Source organism: Nonomuraea gerenzanensis, assembly GCF_020215645.1.
GTDB classification, from domain to species: domain Bacteria; phylum Actinomycetota; class Actinomycetes; order Streptosporangiales; family Streptosporangiaceae; genus Nonomuraea; species Nonomuraea gerenzanensis.
In genome coordinates, this window is the sequence record NZ_CP084058.1 from 8,686,730 (window position 1) to 8,706,575 (window position 19,846).

A 19,846-nucleotide genomic window follows, 5' to 3' on the forward strand; every position below is an offset into this window, starting at 1 on the left:
TCGTCCCGGCCCTACAGTGGACGTTTGTGCTGTTCGGAAGATCGGCGGAGATCGCCGCCATCGAGGACGTGATCTCCCGGGCCCGCTCCGGCGCGGGCTCCGCGCTGGTGCTGCGCGGCGAGGCGGGCGTGGGCAAGACGGCCCTGCTGGACCTGGCGGCCTCCCGGGGCGGGGACATGCGGGTGCTGCGCACCACCGGCGCCGAGGCCGAGTCGGACCTCGCCTTCGCCGCCCTGCACCAGCTCCTGCGGCCGGCGGCCGGGCTGCTGGACGCGCTGCCCGAGCCGCAGCGCGACGCCGTGCGCGGGGTGCTCGGGCTGGGCGGGGACGCGTCCGGCGATCGGTTCCTGCTGGCGGCGGGCGTGCTGTCGCTGCTGGCCGAGGCCGGTGCGGCCGAGGGGCTGGTGTGCGTGGTGGACGACTTCCAGTGGGTGGATCGGGCCTCGGCGGACGCGCTGCTGTTCACCGCGCGGCGGCTGGGGACGGAGCGGGTCGCGATGTTGCTGGCGGTGCGGGGGGACGCGCCGCCGGTCAAGGGCGTGCCGTCACTGGCGATCGGCGGGCTGCCGGAGCCGGCGGCCACCGCGCTCCTGGACGCGGCCGTCTCACGGCCCTCGCTCTGGGCCGGGGACGGCGCCGCACGAGCGGACTCGGCACCCGCGCCGGGCACCTCCGCCCAGGTGGACCTCGTCCCCTCAGCGGGCGACCCCGCCCAGGCCGATTTCGTCCCCTCGGCGGGCGACCCCGCCCAGGCCGGCATGGCGCCTTCCCCTCCTCTAGCCGGCGCGATGGCGCCTGCCGTGAAGCGTGCCCTGGTGACGCTGACCGGCGGCAACCCCCTGGCCCTGCGCGAGACCGTACGGAGGCTGAGCGCCGAGCAGCTCGCCGGACGTGAGCCGCTGCCCGACCCGCTCCCCGGCGGGACACACCTGTTCGGCGAGCAGGTGGCGGCCCTGCCCGGGGAAGCCCGGCTGGTGGCCCTGCTGGCGGCCGTCGAGGGCGACCTCGACGCGGTGCTGCGCGCCGCCGGCCGGATGGGCGCGGGCCGGGAGGCGCTGCACGCGCTGGAGGCGACCGGGCTGGCGCGGATCGAGGGCACGTCCGTACGGTTCCGCCACCCGCTCATCCGCTCGGCCGTGCACGAGGCCGCGTCCCCGGCGGACCGCCGCGAGGCGCACCGGGTGCTGGCCGGGGAGGCGGAAGGCGACCGCCGCGCCTGGCACCTGGCGGCGGCGGCGCTGGGCCAGGACGAGTCCGTCGCCGCCGCGCTCGCCGAGACCGCCGCACGGGCCCGCGACCGGGGCGGTTACGGCGCCGCCGCCACCGCCCTGACCAGGGCCGCCGAGCTGACCCCCGATCCGGCGGCGCGGGCCGCCCGGCTCAAGGACGCCGCGGTGGCCGCCTGGCTGGGCGGGCGTCCGGGGCAGGCGGAGTCCCTGCTGGCGGAGGCCAGGGAGCACGCGGGGGGTGATGCGGTGCTGGGGATGGAGCTGGCCCAGTTGCGCGGCCGGTTCGAGCTGAACTCCGGCAGCGCCGTCGAGGCCGTGCGGATCCTGGCGGCGGGTGACAGCCTCGACATGCTGGCCGACGCGGCGGAGGCGGCCTCGTACGCGGGCGACGTCGCGGCCATCGTCGAGATCGGCCGACGCGCGGCGTCCCACCCTGAGGGTTTCCTACGGGACGTCCTGACCGGCATCGGCCTGACCCTCGCCGGCGGCACCTTCGGCCCCCCGCACGCCGAGCCACGTGCATCGCACCCCTCCGCCACCGCCCCTGACGTCCTGCAAGGACAGGCACACCCACCCGGCAGCGCCCCTCACAGGCATGCACACCCACCCGGCAGCGCCCCTCACGGGCATGCACACCCGCCGGTCAGCAACGCACACTCACGCGGCGGCACGGCATCCGGCCAGGCCCACCCCCACGGCGCCGCGCACGCCCTTCTGCGGCGGGCGCTGGCAAGGACCGGCGAGTTGTCGGAGGCAGCCGAATTCCTGTGGGCGACGGCCGCGGCCAGTTACCTGGGCGAGGCCGACCTGTCAGCCGAGCTGGCGGCGCGGGCGGGCCGGGTCGCCAGGATGTCGGGCATGGTCGGCCAGCTCCCCGTGGTCCTGGAGTTCGTGGCCACCGCCGACCGCGTCGCCGGCCGGCTGGCGGAGAGCCAGGCCGTCTCGGAGGAGGGCCTGGAGCTGGCCGGGGAGGCCGGCTACACCAACACGGTGGCCGCGCACCTGGCCAACCTCGCGGTCCTGGCCGCGCTGCGCGGCGAGGAGGACGAGTGCCGCCGCCTGGCCCAGGAGGCGCTGGCCATCGCGCTCCCCCACCGCGTGGGCCTGCGCGCGGGCGTGGCGGCGTACGCGCTGGCCATGCTGGACCTGGGGATGGGCCGGTTCGCCGCCGCCCACGACCGCTTCACGGCGCTCGCGGCTGCCGGGCCGGGCGCGGGGCATCCGACGATCGTGTGGCGCTCGACGCCGGACCGGATCGAGGCCGCCGTCGGGGCGGGCGACCGGGAGGCCGCCGGGGCGGCGCTGGCGGCGTACGAGCGGTGGTCCACGCACGCGGCCACCCCCGAGGCGCGGGCACTGCTGGCCCGGTGCCGGGCCCAGGTCACGGAGGGCCACGAGGGTTTCGAGGAGGCACTGCGGCTGCACGCGAACCCGTTCGAGGCGGCCAGGACCGCGCTGCTGCTGGGCGAGCGGCTACGCCGGTCGCACCGCCCCGGCCAGGCCCGTGCGCACCTGCGGGCGGCGCTGGAGACGTTCCAGCGGGCGGGAGCCTGGCCATGGGCGCGGCGCGCCCACGGCGAGCTGCGCGCGGCGGGCGAGACCCCGGTGCCCGTGAGCGCCAGGAGCGGCGGCGTGGACGTGAGCGCGGCAGGCGAGCGCGGCACGGGCAGGGGTGACGCGGGCACGGGCGTGGGCCGCGCGGGCACGGGCACGCACGGCACGGGCGCTGCGGGCAGGCACGGCAGGGACACGAGCGGCGAAGGCGCGGACGGCGTCGGCACGAGCCGCACCGCCGAGGGGGTGGGCGGCGCAGGCTTGGGCCCACGCGGCGCGGGCGGCGCAGGCTTGGGCCCAGGCGGTGAGGGCCGCGCGACGGCAGGCGGCGCGGGTGCGGGCGGCGAGCTGGTTCACGGTCCTGGGCTGGAGGCGCTCACCCCGCAGGAGCTGCGCATAGCCGGGCTGGTAGCCGACGGCCTGTCCAGCAAGGAGATCGCCGCCCAGCTCTTCCTCAGCCCCCGCACGGTCGAGTACCACCTCTACAAGATCTACCCGAAGCTCGGCATCGGCACCCGTACCGAACTGGCGCGCCTAGTAGTTCTACGGAAGGCACCCCCACCCCCACAGGCCATGCTGTGAGCATGCAAAACGACATCTGGAGCGAAGAGTTCGGCAACACCGCCGACGAGCCGATTCTGCTGATCATGGGTTCGATGTCGCAGGGCATCCTGTGGCCGGACGAGTTCGTGGGCAGGCTGACCGCCGGAGGCCGCCGGGTGATCCGGTACGACCACCGCGACACGGGCCGCTCCCGCACCGTGGACTTCGAGCAGGAGCCGTACACCTGGGAGGACATCAAGGACGACGTGCTGCGGGTGATGGACGCGCACGGGCTGGAGAGCGCGCACCTGGTGTGCCATTCGGCGGGCGGGCTGCTCGGGCAGCTGATCGCGGTGGAGCGGCCGGAGCGGGTGCGTACGCTCACCGTCATCGGCTCCTCGCCGCTCGGCGGCGGTGAGGGCATGGTGATCATGCGGGCGCTGATGGGCCAGCCGCAGCCGGAGGGCAGCCTGCCGGAGCCGATGCCGGAGTTCGTGGCGTTCTACCGGGAGCTGATGGCGGCGCCACCGGCGGCGAGCAGGCGTGAGCGGATCGAGACGATGATCGCCGAGCAGCGCCTGCTGCACGGCACGGCGCTGCCGTTCGACGAGGACGCCGCCCGCCGCCTCCAGGAGCGCATCTACGACCGGGCGCGCGACCTGGACGCCGTGGCGAACCACCGCCTGGCCGCGGCGGCCCGGCCGGACTTCGAGCCGGTGGGCGTGCTGGACCGGGTCAAGGCGCCCACCCTGGTCATCGAGGGCACCCACGAGCCGTGCAAGCCCGGCCACGGCGCGCTCATCGCCGAGCGGATCCCGGGCGCGCGGCTGCTGATGATCGAGGGCATGGGGCACACGCTGCCGCCCGAGGTGCACGAGGAGCTGGCGCGGGCCGTCCTGGCGCACACCTCCACGACGAACGGCTAGCCGCGCAGGCCAGGACGCCGACGTCCGCATGTGAACGCCTGGACGCGGGCGCCGGACGCGGACGGCTAGAGCAGCCGCTCGATCGCCGAGATGATCTCCGGGTCCTCCGGAGCGGTGCGAGGCCGGAACCGGGCGACGACCCGGCCCTCGCCGTCCACCAGGAACTTCTCGAAGTTCCACTGCACGTCACCGGCCTCACCCTGCTCATCCGGCGTCCGGGTGAGCTCCTCGTACAGGGGATGCCGCCCGGGGCCGTTGACCTCGGCCTTCGCCAGGAGCGGGAAGTCCACGCCGTAGGTGGTGGAGCAGAAGTGCTGGATCTCCGCGGCGGTGCCGGGCTCCTGGCCGCCGAACTGGTTGCACGGCATGCCGATCACCGTGAGGCCGCGCGGGCCGTACTCCTGCTGGAGCTTGACCAGGCCGGTGTACTGCGGGGTGAGCCCGCATCGGGAGGCCACGTTGACGATGAGGGCGGGCTTGCCCGCCGTCAGGTCGGCCAGCGTGGTCGGGTCGTTCGTCAGGGTGCGAAGCGGGATGTCGCTGAGGCTCATGATTCTGACCCTACAGAACGAGTCAGGGCGAAAATGTGACGCAGTCCTCATTTTTCGGACAAACCCGCAAGAAAAGGTATATATCGAGATCTTTACTGACGATCTACATTTCCTTCGTCAAGTGGTTGTAAAGGGAGCCGATCAGGCAGGGTGGCGCGGTCCACGAAACCCCTCGAAAGGGAACCCGCATGCCCATGCTCCGCCGTACCGGCGTCCTGCTCCTCACCGCCACCCTGGTGGCGGCGGGCGGCGCCCCGGCCGCACAGGCGCAGAGCTCCCAGACCAGGAACAAAGCCATCGCCAAGGCCATGGTGGCCGCGCGCGGCTGGGACAACGCGCAGTTCAGATGCCTGGTGAAGCTCTGGCACCGCGAGAGCGGATGGAACCACCGCGCCGGCAACGGCTCCGGCGCCTACGGCATCCCGCAGGCGCTGCCCGGCCACAAGATGGCCACGTCAGGACGTGACTGGCGGACCAACCCCCGCACCCAGATCAGGTGGGGGCTCGGTTACATCAAGCAGCGGTACGGTACGCCGTGTCGCGCCTGGGGGCACTTCCAATCCCACGGTTGGTACTGAGCCAAACCCCAGAGTTGCTCGCTGTTTGCGGCAAGGCCCGCCCATTCGGGCGGCGGACCGGGCAAAACCGGCCCTGCGAGCAGCCCCTTTATCCGCAACGGTCGCACAAACACCTGTCCTTCGCGTGTCTGGGTGTATGACCCGGCGTGACGACGCGTAATAGGAATCGTGCTAGAGGACACGTCGCGGTGCCCTCCGGGCCGCCCAGCACGACCGGGCGGAGGCAAGATGCGTCCCGGAGGGCCGCGCGGACTCTCTGCGTCCGAGCCACGGACGCGGACGGCGGGGCGCCCGCGCAGGGCGCCCGTCCGCACGCGACCCGACAGCAAGGATCGCCTTGGACAGCAAACGCGTACTCAGCGGCACGCTCGTCTCCATCACCGCGTTCACCGCACTGAGCGCCGCACTCAGCACCACAGCCAGCGCAAGGGCGGCATCGCCCGACTCCAAACAGCCGATCAGGACCGGGATCTGGACCACGTCGGCGCAACCGAAGATGGCGGCCGTCAGGCCCGCCAGCAGGAACAAGAAGATCGCCCTGGACCACGTCGTGCAGCGGGCCTGGAACTTCCAGGAGTTCCGCTGCCTGGACAACCTGTGGACCAGGGAGAGCAACTGGAACCACCGGGCGCTCAACCACTCCTCCGGCGCGTACGGCATCCCGCAGGCCCTTCCGGCAGGCAAGATGAGCGGCGCAGGCCGGGACTGGAAGTCCAACCCGGAGACCCAGATCCGCTGGGGTCTGGCCTACATCAAGGGGAGGTACGGCAGGCCTTGCGGCGCCTGGGGGCACTGGAAATCACACAACTGGTACTAGCCGGCTCAGGAGGGCACCCGCAGCGGCTCTACCGGGTGCCCTCCCGACGCCCCGCGTACGCCTCGATCGCCTTGATCAGCAGCTCGAGGCCGAACTCGAACTCCGCCTCGTGGTCGCACTCGTCGAGCAGCGGCGCCAGCGAGCTGACCTCGGGGAACAGCGCCGGATCCACGCCGTCGGCCCTGATCGTCCTGGTCTGCACCGGCGCGAACGTCGGCGTCACCCCGACCTCGCGCAGCAGCGAGCCCACGATGTAGGCGATGAACATCCGCAACATCCGCACCGCGTCGGCCCCGTCGAACCCGGCGCTGCGCAGCGTGGCCAGCGCCCGCTCGACGGGCAGCAGCCCGGCGGCCGAGTGCAGCTGCCGGCTGACGACGAGCATGGTGGAGCGCGGGTAGTGGTGGGCGATCTGCCGGAACGCCCTGGCCTGCATGCGCACCCGGTCGGTCCAGTGCGCGTCGGGGTCGTCGGTGAACTCGATCTGGCTCAGCACCGACTCGGCCACCCCGTTGAGCAGGGCGTCCTTGCCGGGCACGTGGTTGTAGAGCGACATGACGCCCACCCCCAGCTCGGCCGCGATGCGGCGCATGGAGATCGCGTCGGCGCCCTCCCGCTCGATGAGGTCGATGGCCGCGGCGACGATGCGTGCCCGGGAGAGGGGCTCGGAGCTCATAGCTCATTCTATTGACGGGCGCGCGGCGCGGGCGCAGGCTCGGAGCACGGACGTACGGTGTACGTAGGCCCCCCATCGGAGGTCCCATGTCGACCCACGATCTCTACACCATCCCCGCCGGGCTCTCCACGTGGAACGTCGAGATGGCCGGCGTGAGCCGTTTCACCTGGGAGTACGACGACGGCCGCGACCGCATGCTGGCCCTCTACCAGAAGGGCAAGGACAAGCAGTGGGACTCGGCCAAGCGCATCGACTGGGACCTGGAGGTGGACCCGTACGACGTGCTCGGCGTCCCTGACCAGACCATCGCCATCCACGGCACCCCGCTCTGGGAGCGGATGAGCCCCAAGACGCGCAACGACGTCCGGTTGCACGGCGCGGCCTGGCAGTTCTCCCAGTTCCTGCACGGCGAGCAGGGCGCGATGATCTGCTCGGCCAAGATCGTGGAGTCGGTGCCCGACCTGGACTCCAAGTTCTACGCCGCCACCCAGACCATGGACGAGGCCCGCCACGCCGAGACCTACGCCCGCTTCCTCCAGGAGAAGGTGGGCCTGGCCTACCCGATCAACGAGCACCTCAAGTCGCTGCTCGACAGCACGCTGAGCGACTCCCGCTGGGACATGCCCTACCTTGGCATGCAGGTGCTCATCGAGGGGCTGGCGCTGGCGGCGTTCGGCGTGATGCGTGACATCACCACCAAGCCGCTGCCCAAGCAGATCCTGTCGTACGTGATGCAGGACGAGGCCAGGCACGTCGCCTTCGGCCGGATGGCGCTGCGCGACTACTACCGCGGCCTGTCGGAGGCCGAGCTGCGCGAGCGCGAGGACTTCGTCATCGAGGGCTGCTACCTCATGCGCGACCGGCTGCGCGGCAGGGAGACGTGGGAGTACCTGGGCCTGTCGAAGGCCGAGGTGGAGGAGGCCATGGAGGCGACCGACCGCTCCGACTACCTGCGGGCGTTCCGGTCGCTGCTGTTCAGCCGGATCGTGCCGTGCGTCAAGGACATCGGGCTGTGGAGCCCGCGGCTGCGGCAGGCGTACGCGGAGATGGGCGTGCTGGAGATGGCGGGGCAGTCGCTGGACGCGCTGATGCGGCAGGACGAGGAGATCGCCGACCGGATCGACGCGGAGCGCTTCGCCGCGGAGGAGGCGTCGCGGCACGCCGAGGTGGCCGACACCATCGCGCTCGGCGCCGACTCCTAGGCCGGCGAAGCCGTACCGGGCGCGGGCGGGGATCCCGTGGTGGCGGGCCAGGGGCAGGCAGAGGACGGTGAAGAAGCCGGGCATGCCCGCCGGTGTGTGTAACGGGGCCCGCGCTTCCGCTCGTTTTCGGCAGACTTGAGTGCGTGCGGCAGATCATCACCTATCGCGACGCCGTCGCCCTGCTGGGCGGGCCGACCGCCGTCTCGGGCGTCCTGGACAAGGCCTCGTCCCTGGTGCTGTTCGGGGTGGGCGGGATCGACCTCTTCGACGCCCGCGCCGAGGCCGTGCGGCTGGGGGACGCGTTCCTGCGCGGGCTGCGCGCCAAGGTCAAGGGCCTGAGCAGGTACGACACGACGCAGCGGCTGACGGCGGCGCACGCGGTCATCGTGGTCACCGCCTTCCTCGACGCGCTGGGCGAGGTGGACGTGCTGCGCGAGCTCACCCCGGAGGACCAGCGCCGGATCACCGGGACGGAGGGCCTCGGGGGCCGGCTCGCCGGCCTGCAGGCGCCGATGCCGGGCCCCGCCCTGCCGTTCGAGCGGCTGCTCGACGAGCTGAGGGGCCACTACGAGGCGCAGACCCGCCTGCTGGTCGCCTTCCTGGCGGGGCTGCGCCGCTGGGACACCTGGGACGAGACCACCCGGGCCCGGCTGGCCGAGGGACTCCCCGCGCGGGCGGTCCGCCGCTACGAGGAGCTGTTCCACCGGCTGGTCGCGGACTTCCCCGAAGTGGCCTCCTGGTCCGACCGGGTCGATCACCAGGCCACCAGGAACGAGATCAAGAGCCTGGCCGACGGGCTGGCCGGGGTCTGGGACCAGGTCGCCAGGATGCCCGCGGCCCGTACCCCGTCCGACCGGCTGGCGGCGCTGGTGCGGGCGAACAGGGCCACGCTCAGGCGCCCGATCGTGAGCGCCCCGCGCACGCCGAACGGCGTGATCCCGCCGCTGGAGGAGGGCTACGTCAGCCCGGCCTACCGCCTGCTCGTGTCGGCCTGGCGCCACCTGGTCACCTCGGACGACGTCTGGGACAAGCTGCCCTGTCACAGCAACCTGGACACCTTCCTGGCCGGTCATCTCACGCTGCCGCAGGCCACCGAGTCGCCCCTGCTGGTGCTCGGCCAGCCGGGCGCGGGCAAGTCCGTGCTGACGCGGGTGCTCGCGGCCCGGCTGCCCGCCTCCGAGTTCCTGCCGCTCAGGGTCGAGTTGCGCGGCGTGCCCGCCGACGGCGCCGTGCTCGCCCAGATCGAGCACGGCATCAGGGCCGCGCTGGACGAGCCGATGTCCTGGCCGGAGTTCGCGGCCGGCACCGGCGGCGCGCTCCCCGTCGTCATGCTGGACGGCTTCGACGAGCTGCTCCAGGCGACCGGCGTGAACCAGACCGACTACCTGGAGCGGGTCGCGCGGTTCCAGCGCGACCAGGCGGAGAAGGGCCGGCCGCTGGCCGTCGTCGTCACCTCCAGGACCGCCGTCGCGGACCGGGCCCGCCTGCCGGACAAGACGTTCGTCATCCGGCTGGAGCCCTTCGACGACCACCGGATCCGCCGGTGGATCACCAGCTGGAACCGCAGCAACGACGGCTACTTCCGTGAACGCGGGCTGGCGCCCCTGCCCGTGGACAAGGTGCTGGCCGTCCGCAAGATGGCCGAGCAGCCCCTGCTGCTGCTCATGCTGGCGCTCTACGACGCCGACGCCAACGCCCTGCGCGACCTGCCCGAGGACCTGCACGAGGCCGAGCTGTACGAGCGGCTGCTGCACGACTTCGCCGTGCGGGAGGTGGGCAAGACCCGTCCCGGCCTGGCGGAGGAGGACCTGGCGCGGGCCGTGGAGGACGAGCTGCTGCACCTGTCGATCACGGCGTTCGCGATGTTCAACCGGGGCCTGCAGTGGATCGCCGAGCCCGACCTGGACGCCGACCTGCGAGCGCTGCTGCCCCAGGAGACGCAGCAGTCGGAGGGGTTCCGCCGGGCCGTGAGCCGGGCGGAGGGCGTCATCGGCGGCTTCTTCTTCGTCCACACCTCCCAGGCCCTGCGCGACGAGCAGCGGCTCAAGACCTACGAGTTCCTGCACGCCACCTTCGGCGAGTACCTGGTGGCCCGCCTGCTCGTCAGGGAGCTGGCCGACACGGCCGGGGACCTGGCCTCCGCCGTGTCCCGCCGCCGCCCCGTCCGGCCGGACGACGCCTATCTGCGCGCGCTGCTGTCGTTCGCGGCGCTCACCGTCCGCGCCCCCGTCGTGGACTTCCTCCGGCACGGCCTGCGCCGTACGGTCCCGCACGGGGAGCGCCTGCTGCTGAGGAGGCATCTGTGCGAGCTGTTCTCCGAGTCGCTCCTGGCCAGGCCGGGCTCCCCCTACGACGCCTACCAGCCGGTACGGGCGGAGCTGACGGCCCTGTGCGCCGTCCACAGCGCCAACCTGCTGCTGCTCGCCGTGCTGGCGGCGGACGAGCCGCTCGCGGGCACGGAGCTGTTCCGCGTCGAGCAGCCGGAGCACGCGAACGAGCGGTGGCGCAGGATCGCCCGCCTCTGGCACTCCCAGCTCGGCAGGGCCGAGTGGGACTCGCTCATCCATACGCTCCGGGTCCGGCACTCCCTGCAGGGCGAGACCAGGACGTTCCAGGTCGCCTTCGACCGGGACCCACTCTTCGACTCCCGCGACCTGGTCTTCTTCACCTGGCCAGGCAGCCCCACCGTGAACCCCGCCAGGTTGCGGGCCGGTGACCTGATCTGGATGCGTGAGATCTCCTTCCGCGACGACACCACGCTCGGCCACCTCTTCGCGAACCTGCTCCCCTACCTGACGGAGATCGACACGGACCTGTCCGCCCATCCGCGCAGCCCCGTCGCGGACCTGCTGGCGGTCCTGCTGAGCGAGCGGCCCGAGCCGGAGCTCTTCCGCCGCGCCCTGGAGGGGGCGCCGAGCCGGGCGTACCTGGAACGGGTGCTCGGACAGCTCGAACAGCACGCGCCCCTGATGCCGGGTGACGAGGTGCTGTCCCTGGTGGAGACGGCCGGCGGCGATCGGGTCACCCGGATACTCCGCGGCCTGGCGCGACGCCCGGACGTGGATGGTGACAAGGTGGCGGCGCTACTGGCACGGCAGGGTGAGGACCATCCGGGTCCGCGGCCCCTCGCCGATCGTCAGATCCCCTCCGTGCGCCCTGGCGATGTCCCTAGCGATCGGCAGCCCTAGCCCGGTGCCTCCGGTGTCGCGCGAGCGCGTGCGGTCCAGCCGGGTGAACCGCTCGAACACCAGGTCCCGCTTCTCCTCGGGGATCCCCGGCCCGTCGTCGGCCACCTCCAGCACGGCCTGGTCCTCCGCCCGCCACACCGACACCCACACCGCCGTGTTCCCGTACCGGTCGGCGTTGGACAGCAGGTTCGTCAGGATCCTGGCGAGCCGCAGCCTGCTGCCCTCCACGCACACCCCCGGCTCCACGTCCAGCGTCACCGGCAGCCGGGCGGCCCGCCTGGCCACCTCCTGCTCCACCAGCTGCCCCAGATCGATCCGGTCCGTGCCGATCTCCACGCCCGCGTCGAGGCGGGCCATCAGCAGCAGATCCCCGACGATGTCCGACAGCCGCTGGGCGTCGTCCATGGCCGCCCGCCAGTCCGCCTCCGTCCGCTCGTCGATCCCGGCCTCCAGCCGTACCAGCAGCCCCGCGATGGGTGAGCGCAGCTCGTGCGAGGCGTCGGAGACGAACCGGCGGTGCCGTTCGACGGCGTCCTCCAGCCGCTGCAGCGTGTCGTTCACCGTCTCGGCGAGCCCGGCCACCTCGTCCCCGCTGCAGGGCACCTCGACCCGCCGGCTGAGGTCCTCGGCGTTGATGCGTTCCAGGCCCAGGCGGATCCGTTCCACGGGAGCCAGCACCCGGCCGACCCCGAACCAGGCGGCCCAGCCCAGCAGCGCCACCAGCGTGGCGGCGGACCCGTACAGGACGGCGGGCAGGAAGGTCGAGTGCAGCAGGAACGGCTCGCGCACGGCGGCGTAGGCCACGACGGGCCCGTAGGCGGTGGCGCGGTTGCTGGTGCCGACCACGACCATGCAGCCCCACGGCCGGCACACCCGGTCGCTGACGCGTGAGTCGCCGCCGGTGGGGCGGGCGGAGGTGAGCGGCGGCCGGCCGGTGAGGGGGGCGCTGGCCGCCACGACCTGGCCGTTGGCGTCCACGACCTGGAGCATGCTGACGTTGTCCTGGGGCGGGATGGACCCGGCGAAGCGTTGCCTGTCGACCAGCGTGGTGATCCGGCGGCTGGCCTCGTCGGCCTGCTCCACGAGCTCGGCCCTGGCCCGCACCGGGTACATGGCCGAGATCGCCGTCACCCCGCCCATGATGACGATGCCGAACGAGACCACCGTCGCGATCGTCGCCCGGGCCCTGATGGAGCGGCCGTGCACCATACGTCCGACTGTGCCACGGAGAGTACAAACCGCAGGTCAAATGGGCGTGTGGAAGCGACGGTGCAGGTCGCGCACCTCCTCGGCCAGCTCGGGCACCGGCCCGTCGACGATCACCCCGGGCGCGATCTCACCGACCGGCAGCGTACGCACGGGCGGCGCGGGCACCCCCAGCTCGCTCAGCCAGCCCGCGAGCTGCGCCGAGGAGGCGGCGTAGACGATGCGCCCGAGCCCCACCCAGGCGTGCGCGGCGGCGCACATCGGGCAGTGCTCGCCGGAGGTGTAGACCGTGGCGGCGGCCCGCTCCTCGGGCGTCAGGTGCTCGGCGGACCAGCGGGCCAGGGCGAACTCCGGGTGCCTGGTGCGGTCGCCCGAGGCCACCCGGTTGTGGTCCTCGGCCAGCACCGCCCCGTCGCCGGAAACCAGCACGGAGCCGAAAGGCTCGTCACCCACCTCCAGCGCCCGCGCTGCCAGTTCGACGCAGCGCCGCAGGTACGGCAGCTCAGAAGGCTTGATCACAACAACTCCAACACACGTAACGGCCCGCCGAAAGCGCATGAACATTCATGTTTGCCCACGTCATGTACATAAATCCCGCCCTGGGGCCACAGAAAATCGGTTGATCCCACGTATTAGCCTAGAAGGGATGCCTCCCGATACGCACAAACCTCGCCGTCCCCTGCTGTCTTCCAACTCCCTGTGGCGGATGAAGCCGTATCTCCGCCCCTACGTCGCCAGACTGATCGTCATCTGGCTGACCGCGCTCGTCGGTGTCGGCCTCGTCATCGTGTTCCCCCTCATCATCAAGTCCGTCATCGACGGGCCCGTCGAACACGGTGACTCCGGTGCGCTGCTGCCCCTCGGGCTGCTCGCCGTCGGCGTCGGCGCCCTTGAGGCGCTGCTGATCCTGTTCCGGCGCTACATCCAGGTCAAACCGGTGCTCGGCCTGGAGACCGCCGTCCGTGACGACCTGTACGAGCACCTGCAGCGCCTGCCCATGGGCTTCCACGGAGACTGGCAGTCCGGGCAGCTCTTATCACGGGCCACGACCGACCTGTCGACGATCCGGCGCTTCCTCGGCTTCGGAGGGCTGTTCCTGGTCATGAACGTCCTCCAGGTCATCACGGTCACCGTGCTGCTGCTGAACATGTACTGGCCGCTGGGCCTGCTGGTGCTGGCCTCGGTGGTGCCGATCGTGTGGACCTCGCAGCGCTTCGAGAAGCGCTACATCAAGATCTCCCGCCAGGTCCAGGACGAGCAGGGCGACCTCGCCACGCTCGTCGAGGAGTCCGCGATCGGCATCCGCACCATCAAGGCGTTCGGCCGCCGTCACCACGTCTACGACCGCTACGACGACGCGGCGCTGAAGGTCTACGGCTCCTCGATGGACAAGGTGCGCGTGTCGGCCAAGTTCTTCTCCTTCCTGGAGATCGTCCCCAACATCACGCTGGCCCTGGTGCTGCTGATCGGCGCGCTGGCGGTCGGGTCCGGCGACCTGACGCTGGGCGCGCTGATCGCCTTCACCACGCTGATGCTGCAGCTCGTCTGGCCCGTGGCGAGCCTGGGCTACCTGCTGGTCATGGCCCAGGAGGCGATGACCTCCGCCGACCGGCTCATGGAGGTCATGGACACCGTCCCGGCCATCGAGAGCGGCACCGGCACGATCGAGGAGCCGCGCGGGCACCTGCGCTTCGAGGGCGTCGGCTTCCGCTTCGCCGACTCCGAGGAGCCGGTGCTGCGTGAGGTCTGGCTGGAGGTCAGGCCGGGCGAGACGGTGGCCGTCGTGGGCGCGACCGGGGCGGGCAAGACCACGCTGACCGCGCTGGTGCCCCGCCTGATGGACCCCACCTCCGGCCGGGTCACGATCGACGGGCACGACGTACGCGACCTCGACCTGAAGACCCTGCGCTCGGTGGTGGCCACCGCGTTCGAGGAGCCCACGCTGTTCTCGATGTCCGTGCGCGAGAACCTCATGCTGGGCCGGCCCGACGCCACCGAGGAGGAGCTGGCGCAGGCCGTCCAGACCGCGCAGGCCATGTTCGTGCACGATCTGCCGTGGGGCCTCGACACCCGCATCGGCGAGCAGGGCCTGTCCCTGTCGGGCGGGCAGCGGCAGCGGCTCGCGCTGGCCAGGGCGGTGCTGAGCAAGCCGCGCATCCTCGTGCTCGACGACACGCTGTCGGCGCTCGACGCCGAGACCGAGGCGCTGGTGGAGGAGGCGCTGCGGCACGTCCTGCGTGACGCGACCGGCATCGTGGTCGCCCATCGCGCCTCCACCGTGCTGCTGGCCGACAAGGTGGCGCTGCTGCGCGACGGCACGATCACGCACGTCGGGCAGCACCGCGAGCTGCTGGCGCGGGTGCCCGAGTACCGGGAGCTGCTGGCCCAGGACGCCGACTTCGACGACGCGGCGGAAGGAGCGCTTCGATGACCACGACGGTTCAGGAGAAGAGCGGCTCCTGGCGCGGCGTCGCCTCCGAGGATCAGGACGAGCTGTCGGAGAAGGTGTCCGTGCTGCTGCGGGCGCGTTCGCGGCGGCTGCTCGGCGACCTGCTCCGGCCGTACAAGAAGAAGATCGCGCTGCTCGTGCTGATCATCGTGGTCTCCAACGCGGCCGGGCTGTCGATCCCCTACCTGGTCACGGTGGGCATCGACTCGGGCATCCCGCCCATCACGAACGGCTCGGGCGCCGGGATCCTGGTGACCGTGGTCGGGGCCATCCTGGCCGCGGCGGTCACGCAGGCGCTGACCCGGCAGGCGTTCCTGCGGCTGATGGGCGCGGTCGGCCAGAGCATCCTGCTGACGTTGCGCAGGAGGGTGTTCGACCACTTCCAGCGGCTGTCGCTGAGCTTCCACGAGCAGTACACCTCGGGCCGGGTGATCTCCCGGCTGACCTCCGACATCGAGGCCATCGCCGAGCTGGTGCAGTCGGGCTTCGACGCGCTGGTCAAGGCCGTGCTGACGCTGGTGGGCACGGCGGTGCTGCTGCTGGTGCTGGACGTGCACCTGGGCCTGGTGGCGCTGATCCCGATCCCGCTGCTGCTGCTGTTCACCAAGTGGTTCCAGCGGCAGTCGGCCGTGGTCTACCGGCGGACCCGCGAGACGGTCGCCTTGGTGATCGTTCACTTCGTGGAGTCGATGATCGGCATCCGCGCGGTGCAGGCCTTCCGCAGGGAGCCGCGCAACCAGGAGATCTTCGAGCAGCTCAACGACGACTACCGGGACGCCAACGCGCGCAGCATGATCCTCGGCGCGACGTTCATGACCGGCGTCAAGCTGATCGGCAACATGACGATCGGCGCGGTGCTGCTCTACGGCGGCTACCTGGCCCTGCGCGGCGAGGTCTCCCCCGGCGTGCTGGCCGGTTTCATGCTCTACCTGCGCTCGTTCTACGAGCCGATGCAGGAGATCAGCCAGTTCTACAACACGCTGCAGTCGGCCGGCGCGGCGCTGGAGAAGCTGTCGGGCGTGCTGGAGGAGGAGCCCGGCGTGCCCGAGCCGCGCGAGCCGCAGGCGCTGCCGCAGGGCAGGGCCAGGGGCAAGGTGCGCTTCGACGGCGTCGAGTTCGCCTACGTCAAGGAGATGCCGATCCTGCCGCGCCTGGACCTGACGATCCCGGCTGGGCAGAGCGTGGCGCTGGTCGGCGCGACGGGCGCGGGCAAGACGACGCTGGCCAAGCTGATCTCCCGCTTCTACGACCCGACGCAGGGGCGCGTGCTGCTCGACGGCGTGGACCTGCGCCGGCTCGACGAGCCGACGCTGCGCCAGGCCGTGGTCATGGTGACGCAGGAGAACTTCCTGTTCGACGGCACGGTGGCGGACAACATCAGGTTCGGCAAGCCCGACGCCACCGACCGGCAGGTGCGCGAGGCGGCCAAGGCCATCGGCGCGCACGAGTTCATCTCGGGCCTGCCGCAGGGCTACGACACCGAGGTGGGCAAGCACGGCGGGCGCATGTCGGCCGGGCAGCGGCAGCTCGTCGCCTTCGCGCGGGCCTTCCTCGCCGACCCCGCCGTGCTGATCCTCGACGAGGCCACCTCCAGCCTCGACGTGCCGAGCGAGCGGCTGGTGCAGCGGGCGCTGCGCACGATCCTGGCCGAACGCACCGCGCTGATCATCGCGCACCGGCTGTCGACTGTGGAGATCGCCGACCGGGTGCTCGTGCTGGACGGCGGCCGCATCGTCGAGGACGGGCCGCCCGAGCAGCTCATCGCCGCCGCGGGCCGCTTCGCCGGGCTGCACCGGGCGTGGCTGGAGAGCCTCAGCTCCTAGGGGTGCTGGTGGGCCGCCGCCATGGCGCCGGCGTACAGCTCGTACCCGACGAACAGGGCCAGCGGCACGCCCAGCGCGACGAGCAGCCTGCCGGGCAGGCGCGTCCGCTCCGTCTGCGGAGCGGACGCCCTGTCCGGCGGCCACGCCGGCATGAGCACCGGTTCCGGCTCGGGCTCGTGCTCGGGCTCGGGCTCGGGGTGGCGGGTCGGATACCCGGAGGGGAACCAGGTCACCCGGTACGCGCCGCAGGCCGGGCAGCAGGCGCTCGACCAGGGCGGCTGCACGGGAACTCCCGAGCTGAGCCAGATGTCGCCCCCGTTGCCGTAGGCGTCGGAGAGGTGCCTGACGACGAACTCCTCTTCCCAGACGTGCAGGCAGCGCAGGCATTCGAAGGGCCATGTCTCGCAGGTGTCGAACCCGTCCGGCACAAGGACCACCCCCGGCTTGTCGATCGCCGTGTCACTCCGAGTGTCGGTCCGGTCACGATCTCCCTGCAAGACGGGCTCCTGACACCGGTGGTCAGGAAATCCTTACCGGCAGTCAGGTTACGCCGTCAATACAGCGGTTTCGGCACCGGGCTGAACAGCGGTGTCGCGTCCGGCAGGATCGGCTCGGCCGGCGGGATCAGCTCCGGATGGCGCGCGAGATAGCCGTCCGGGAACGTGGTCACCTGCTGGCAGCCGCACTGCGGGCAGATGGCGCCCGACGACGGCGGCGGCGCGGGCAGCCCGGCACGCAGCCAGATCACGCCCTCGTTGCCGTGATCATCCTCGCTGTGCCTGACGACGTAGTCCTCCTGCCAGACGTGCCAGCAGCCCCGGCACTCGAAAGGCACATTTCTCAGTTCTTCTTCCACGGTGAGGCTCACCCCCTGATTCCGAGTGTCCGCCCCCTTCGCGGATCGGCGCAACCAGGCTCACCGGATGGTGAGGACGAAGGTGAAAGCGCCCGCGACCACGCTCAACGTGCCCAGCCAGGCGAACAGGACGTCCAGCCCGGCGTTCAGCGGCGTGCCGGCGTGCAGCGCGGCCTGTACCCGCCGGTAACGCAGTCGGGTCCTGATCAGGAGCACGCCGCCGCAGAGCGCGGCCATGGTGAAGCCGACGACGGCGAGCGCGGGCAGGCCGTGCCGGACCGCGAGCCCGGCCGCGCCGAGCCCGCCGGTGGACAGGGCCACGGCGGTGCGCACCCAGGCCATCCGGGTGCGCTCGCTCTGCAGCCCCTTGTCCCAGATCTCCTCTTCCGGCGTCATGCGGTCACGCGGACAGGATGATCAGGACGAGGGCCACGACGGCCACGGCCGCGACGCCGTACCCGAAGACGGCCGCCAGTGCGGGCGGCGGGAGCGGCGCCTGCCGGCGCAGCGCGCGCTGGATGTTGCGCCAGCGCGGGTAGGCCATGCCCGCCGCCAGCGCGGAGAGGGTGACCAGCACGATGGCCAGCCCTGTACGGATCCACGGCACGAACACGTCGGACGGCACCGCCGCCATGGCCACCCCACCCGCGCTGAGCGCCAGCGCCGTGCTCAGCCAGGTGAGGAAGGTGCGTTCGTTGGCCAAGGTGAAACGCGGGTCGGGTTCCATGAGTAAAACGCTAATTCGTACCCATTTCCCCTAGAGAAGCCGGGATTATCCCAGCAGGTCAGCTACAGGCCTGGGCCACCTTCTCCACGTAGGCGGCGCTCTCCGTGGTGACCTTCTGCACCGCGTCGACAGCGTCGTTGGCGTCCTGGACGTTGATGCTCGTCAAGGTGCCGGCCATGCTGTCGGTGGCCTCCTTGAGCGTGGTGTTGGCGGCCTGGTCGGCCAGCCCGTTGAGCTTGCCGGCGGCGTCGTCGATGGCCTTGTCCATGGCCTGGGGGTCGTTGGTGAGCTTGCTGATCTCCGCACCCAGCTCAGTGATGATCTTCGGTGCTTCGAGGCATGCCTGAGCCTTGTCGATCGTGCTGTTGACCTCGCTGCACCCGGCAGCCAGGACACCTGCGGCGAACAGGGCCAGTGGCAGGAACCGGCTCTTGAGATGTCGCATGCCTCGACCCTACCCAAGGGCCGGGCTCTCTGCGGTCACCGCGCGCAGCCAATCGCACACGATCCGGTTGACCTCCTCGGGCCGCTCCTGCTGGACCCAGTGGCCGCAGCCCTCCAGCAGATGCACCCCGGCCATGCCCGGCACGGTCTGCGGGAACGCCTCGATGGCGCCGGCCATCCAGGTCGTGCTGGCGTCCAGCGCCCCGCCGACGAACAGCGCGGGCCGCCTGATCGGGGCGCCGTCCCAGGCCGCCAGGTCCTCCCAGTCCCGGTCCACGTTGCGGTAGCGGTTCAGCGCGCCGGTCAGGCCGGTCCGCTCGAACTCGCCCGCGTACACGTCGAGGTCGGCCTCCGTCAGCCAGGACGGCAGGGCCCCTCCGGGGAACCGGTCGCGCAGCCTTCCTCCCCTGGGCACGAAGTAGGCGCCCTGCCCCTCGCCTGACAGGGCGGTGTAGAAGCCGGCCAGCCAGCCGCGCACGTCCGGCTCGATCTCGGCCTCGGCGCGGCCCCGCGCCTGGAAGTAGCCGACGTAGAACTCCTCGTCCCCGCCCATCGCGGCGAACCCGTCGGTGGGGCGGTGCGGGCCGCGCGGCGCGTACGGGACGCTCAGCATGCCCACGGCACTGAACAGGTCCGGCCTGAGCAGGGCGCTGTTCGCGGCGATCGACGACCCCCAGTCGTGCCCGACGATCACGGCCGAGTCCGCGCCGAGCGCGCGCACCACGGCGGCGTTGTCGGCGACGTGGGCCAGCATCCGGTAGTCCGCGACGCGGGCGGGCGCCGAGGAGCGGCCGTAGCCGCGCACGTCGATCGCCGCCGCGCGGAACCCGGCCGCGGCGATGGCGGGGAGCTGGTGGCGCCAGGAGTACCACGACTCGGGGAAGCCGTGGACGAGCAGGACCAGCGGCCCGCTGCCCTGCTCGACCACGTGGATCCGGCCGCCCGGCACCTCGACCAGGCGATGGGTCTGCGACATGTACGTCCTCCGTCTCGTTCTCCCCGCACTCTCGGGCGTGGCGGGGGAACGGGCGAATCCTGTTGCCGTTCCGGCAAACGCGCGGCGGCGCCATTCGCTTA

Annotated in this window: 18 protein-coding genes; 8 read left to right on the plus strand and 10 right to left on the minus strand. The window is 71.9% G+C overall.

Going from position 1 to position 19,846, the window contains the following annotated elements:
• Window positions 1-26: 26 nt before the first annotated feature.
• Together LCN96_RS56915 and LCN96_RS40365 are read left to right on the plus strand one after the other, a co-directional pair.
• Window positions 27-3,365: a helix-turn-helix transcriptional regulator gene (locus LCN96_RS56915; protein ID WP_263657381.1), complete on the plus strand. Its 3,339-nt coding sequence runs from the start codon at window positions 27-29 to the stop codon at window positions 3,363-3,365.
• Between the two features lie 2 nt (window positions 3,366-3,367).
• The gene (locus tag LCN96_RS40365; RefSeq protein ID WP_225267675.1) at window positions 3,368-4,252 is read left to right on the plus strand and encodes an alpha/beta fold hydrolase; all 885 of its coding nucleotides are present in this window, start codon (window positions 3,368-3,370) and stop codon (window positions 4,250-4,252) included.
• A 65-nt stretch (window positions 4,253-4,317) separates the two neighbouring features.
• Here LCN96_RS40365 and LCN96_RS40370 read toward each other — a convergent pair whose 3' ends face one another.
• A complete protein-coding gene (locus LCN96_RS40370) occupies window positions 4,318-4,803 on the minus strand; it encodes a glutathione peroxidase (RefSeq protein ID WP_225267676.1) in 486 nt (161 codons plus the stop codon).
• Window positions 4,804-4,991: 188 nt separating this feature from the next.
• On the opposite strand from LCN96_RS40370, the gene LCN96_RS40375 reads away from it, so the two are divergent.
• Together LCN96_RS40375 and LCN96_RS40380 are read left to right on the plus strand one after the other, a co-directional pair.
• Entirely contained in the window at window positions 4,992-5,381 is a 390-nt protein-coding gene (locus LCN96_RS40375; RefSeq protein ID WP_225267677.1) for an aggregation-promoting factor C-terminal-like domain-containing protein, read from the plus strand.
• Between the two features lie 337 nt (window positions 5,382-5,718).
• Window positions 5,719-6,198, plus strand: coding sequence for an aggregation-promoting factor C-terminal-like domain-containing protein (locus LCN96_RS40380; protein WP_225267678.1), 480 nt, complete (start codon window positions 5,719-5,721; stop codon window positions 6,196-6,198).
• 28 nt (window positions 6,199-6,226) lie between these two features.
• On the opposite strand, the gene LCN96_RS40385 is transcribed toward LCN96_RS40380, so the two are convergent.
• Window positions 6,227-6,874 (minus strand): TetR/AcrR family transcriptional regulator, encoded by a 648-nt coding sequence (locus LCN96_RS40385; RefSeq protein WP_225267679.1) that lies wholly within the window; start codon window positions 6,872-6,874, stop codon window positions 6,227-6,229.
• 86 nt (window positions 6,875-6,960) lie between these two features.
• On the opposite strand from LCN96_RS40385, the gene LCN96_RS40390 reads away from it, so the two are divergent.
• Together LCN96_RS40390 and LCN96_RS40395 are read left to right on the plus strand one after the other, a co-directional pair.
• The gene (locus tag LCN96_RS40390; protein ID WP_225267680.1) at window positions 6,961-8,076 is read left to right on the plus strand and encodes a ferritin-like domain-containing protein; all 1,116 of its coding nucleotides are present in this window, start codon (window positions 6,961-6,963) and stop codon (window positions 8,074-8,076) included.
• A 143-nt stretch (window positions 8,077-8,219) separates the two neighbouring features.
• Window positions 8,220-11,264 carry an NACHT domain-containing protein gene (locus tag LCN96_RS40395; RefSeq protein WP_225267681.1) on the plus strand — a complete coding sequence of 1,015 codons (3,045 nt, stop codon included), beginning with the start codon at window positions 8,220-8,222 and terminating at the stop codon, window positions 11,262-11,264.
• On the opposite strand, the gene LCN96_RS40400 is transcribed toward LCN96_RS40395, so the two are convergent.
• Both LCN96_RS40400 and LCN96_RS40405 read right to left on the minus strand, forming a co-directional pair.
• A complete protein-coding gene (locus LCN96_RS40400) occupies window positions 11,160-12,473 on the minus strand; it encodes a sensor histidine kinase (RefSeq protein WP_225267682.1) in 1,314 nt (437 codons plus the stop codon). The genes LCN96_RS40395 and LCN96_RS40400 overlap by 105 nt on opposite strands.
• Window positions 12,474-12,509: 36 nt before the next feature.
• The gene (locus tag LCN96_RS40405; RefSeq protein WP_225267683.1) at window positions 12,510-12,989 is read right to left on the minus strand and encodes a nucleoside deaminase; all 480 of its coding nucleotides are present in this window, start codon (window positions 12,987-12,989) and stop codon (window positions 12,510-12,512) included.
• Window positions 12,990-13,176: 187 nt separating this feature from the next.
• Here LCN96_RS40405 and LCN96_RS40410 point away from each other — a divergent pair, with 187 nt between their 5' ends.
• Both LCN96_RS40410 and LCN96_RS40415 read left to right on the plus strand, forming a co-directional pair.
• Complete coding sequence (locus LCN96_RS40410; protein WP_225267684.1) at window positions 13,177-14,901, plus strand: ABC transporter ATP-binding protein; 1,725 nt, start codon at window positions 13,177-13,179, stop codon at window positions 14,899-14,901.
• A complete protein-coding gene (locus LCN96_RS40415) occupies window positions 14,898-16,742 on the plus strand; it encodes an ABC transporter ATP-binding protein (protein WP_225267685.1) in 1,845 nt (614 codons plus the stop codon). The genes LCN96_RS40410 and LCN96_RS40415 overlap by 4 nt, the downstream gene beginning before the upstream one ends.
• Here the strand turns inward: LCN96_RS40415 and LCN96_RS40420 are convergent.
• Genes LCN96_RS40420 through LCN96_RS40445 form a run of 6 tightly spaced genes read right to left on the minus strand, consistent with a single transcriptional unit; the run spans window position 16,739 to window position 19,745 of the window.
• Window positions 16,739-17,239 (minus strand): hypothetical protein, encoded by a 501-nt coding sequence (locus LCN96_RS40420; RefSeq protein ID WP_225267686.1) that lies wholly within the window; start codon window positions 17,237-17,239, stop codon window positions 16,739-16,741. The genes LCN96_RS40415 and LCN96_RS40420 overlap by 4 nt on opposite strands.
• A gap of 56 nt (window positions 17,240-17,295) precedes the next feature.
• Window positions 17,296-17,610 (minus strand): hypothetical protein, encoded by a 315-nt coding sequence (locus LCN96_RS40425; RefSeq protein WP_225267687.1) that lies wholly within the window; start codon window positions 17,608-17,610, stop codon window positions 17,296-17,298.
• 48 nt (window positions 17,611-17,658) lie between these two features.
• On the minus strand, window positions 17,659-17,994 hold the full coding sequence (locus LCN96_RS40430; protein ID WP_225267688.1) for a DUF202 domain-containing protein: 336 nt from the start codon (window positions 17,992-17,994) through the stop codon (window positions 17,659-17,661).
• A 4-nt stretch (window positions 17,995-17,998) separates the two neighbouring features.
• Window positions 17,999-18,325 carry a YidH family protein gene (locus LCN96_RS40435; protein ID WP_225267689.1) on the minus strand — a complete coding sequence of 109 codons (327 nt, stop codon included), beginning with the start codon at window positions 18,323-18,325 and terminating at the stop codon, window positions 17,999-18,001.
• A gap of 58 nt (window positions 18,326-18,383) precedes the next feature.
• Window positions 18,384-18,770 (minus strand): hypothetical protein, encoded by a 387-nt coding sequence (locus LCN96_RS40440; protein WP_225267690.1) that lies wholly within the window; start codon window positions 18,768-18,770, stop codon window positions 18,384-18,386.
• 9 nt (window positions 18,771-18,779) lie between these two features.
• Window positions 18,780-19,745, minus strand: coding sequence for an alpha/beta fold hydrolase (locus LCN96_RS40445; protein WP_225267691.1), 966 nt, complete (start codon window positions 19,743-19,745; stop codon window positions 18,780-18,782).
• Between the last annotated feature and the right edge of the window lie 101 nt (window positions 19,746-19,846).